This is a genomic window from Lacinutrix sp. MEBiC02595, from assembly GCF_053601555.1.
In genome coordinates this window covers 1-1906 of the sequence record NZ_JBSHNU010000251.1, presented here as the reverse complement: position 1 = coordinate 1906, position 1906 = coordinate 1, and the positions used below count along the sequence as shown (strand labels likewise).

Genomic DNA, 1906 nt, shown 5'->3' with positions numbered 1-1906 from the left:
ACCAGCAGCATTCCACTCGTATTGCCAATGGTCTTTTTTACTTCTAAAAATGCTGCTACTACCTTTGTACTTTTCGGTTAAAAAACCGTCGGCATCGTATTTATAGTTCCAGCTTCCTTTTTTCTCTAATCGTCCGCCTTTACTGTATTCTCTATCGTTATGGTTGGTGGTTTCAAAAAGGTTATTCTATAAAGTAAAAAAGGCACACTTTTTATTAGTGAGCCTTTTTTAAATTATATTTAAACAATTAGTCACGCTTTATAAAAGCGTACCAGTTGGATTTTTCTTAGTTTTCTTTTGTTAATTCAAAATGAATATTCTTACCAGAAGAAGGTAATATTTTTAATCCTTTTTCAAAAGCCTTTTTTGCACCATTGGTATATTTTAATGTTCTTTCGAATTTTCTGTTTTCTGTTGGTTCAAAAACACTGTATCCACCTGAAATAATAAGTTTTTTTAATTCTCTTTCAATTTTTTTCCATAATTTGAAAGAGTTTTCATCGGTCAATATTTTAAGAGAACTAAGCCATGACTCTTTTAAGAATGTTTTAGTTTCTTCTCCGATAGTAATTGATAATATATTTGGATTGTTCTCTAAAAATAAATAGGGCTTTTCAGTATTACTCAAATTAAAATCATTGATAGAAAAAACTATTCTTGCACTAGATTTAAGTAAAGAATTGTAGTTAATATTTTCTTTAATACAGAATGTTTTAATGCCAAAAGTATGAGAAGTTGGTTTCTTTTCAATAAATCCAATATTTAAATCATTAGATATTCTCATTTTTTCGACAAACTCTGATAATTCTGAATGATTTATAAAAAACTGTGTACTAATTACTTTCATATTAAATTAATTATATGGAACAAACTCAACATCATCAAAAATGTTACTTAAATCATCAATTGCTTGCTGCTCTCTTTTGATTGGAGTGCCATCTCTTTTTTGTTTTCCAACATTTACAACCTTTGTTTTTCCGTCTTTTGTGGCTAGAATATCTGGTCTTCTATTTTTTACTCCACCTGTGATATGAAGTTTTTCAGCTTCTATATTTCCTCCTTCTTCTATTTTCCAGCCTAGGTCATCTAATTCTTTTGCTTTTTTACCAATTACATCGTTGTGTGGTCCATTTTCACCTTTTGTTTTTGGTCCTCTCTTTTTACTTGGCGAGCCATCTTTATTTTTTCTTCCTTTATATCCTGCTAATCCAAAAGCATCAATATAAGCATTAGTATCACCAACATAATTGTAAAGATTATATTCATCAGAAAGCAACCCAATAGGGTCCTGTGAAATATACCTGCCATCTTCAGGATCATAATATCTAAATCTATTATATGCAAGTTCTATCTCACTATCATAATATTGTCCTTGATACATAAAAGGGCAGGAGTTGTTATCTCCATGCTTTACCTTACCAAAAGTGTCTAAAGAGCGTTCCCAAGTTTGTTCGCCTTCTGCATTATGCATGCTCGTTGGTGTACCTAAATGGTCTGCTAAAATACTAAATTTCTTATTATTTTTAAGCTTAGCCGTTGGTATAAAACTATTTTCTTCAAAAACCCAAGTTACAATACCATTATCGCCAACGGTGCTGTTACTTAAAATATCGCCATTTTGGTTTTCTTTCCACTCATGCAATGGTACGTTACCATCCCAAAGCCATTTTGTGGTGGTGTTTTTAAAGGTTTTACTTAATCGTCTGCCTAAAGCATCGTAAGTAAAATGTACTTGTAGTTTGTCTGGACGTATTACAGTTTGTAGCATACCAGCAGCATTCCACTCGTATTGCCAATGGTCTTTTTTACTTCTAAAAATGCTGCTACTACCTTTGTACTTTTCGGTTAAAAAACCGTCGGCATCGTATTTATAGTTCCAGCTTCCTTTTTTCTCTAATCGTCCGCC

The 1906-nt window shown here is 31.9% G+C and carries 2 protein-coding genes; both read right to left on the bottom strand.

Going from position 1 to position 1906, the window contains the following annotated elements; genetic code table 11:
- Window positions 1-286 precede the first annotated feature (286 nt).
- Complete coding sequence (locus ACVCZW_RS19445; protein ID WP_452229598.1) at window positions 287-847, bottom strand: hypothetical protein; 561 nt, start codon at window positions 845-847, stop codon at window positions 287-289.
- 6 nt (window positions 848-853) lie between these two features.
- On the bottom strand, window positions 854-1906 hold a 1053-nt coding region (locus ACVCZW_RS19440; RefSeq protein ID WP_452233240.1), incomplete at its 5' end, for an RHS repeat domain-containing protein.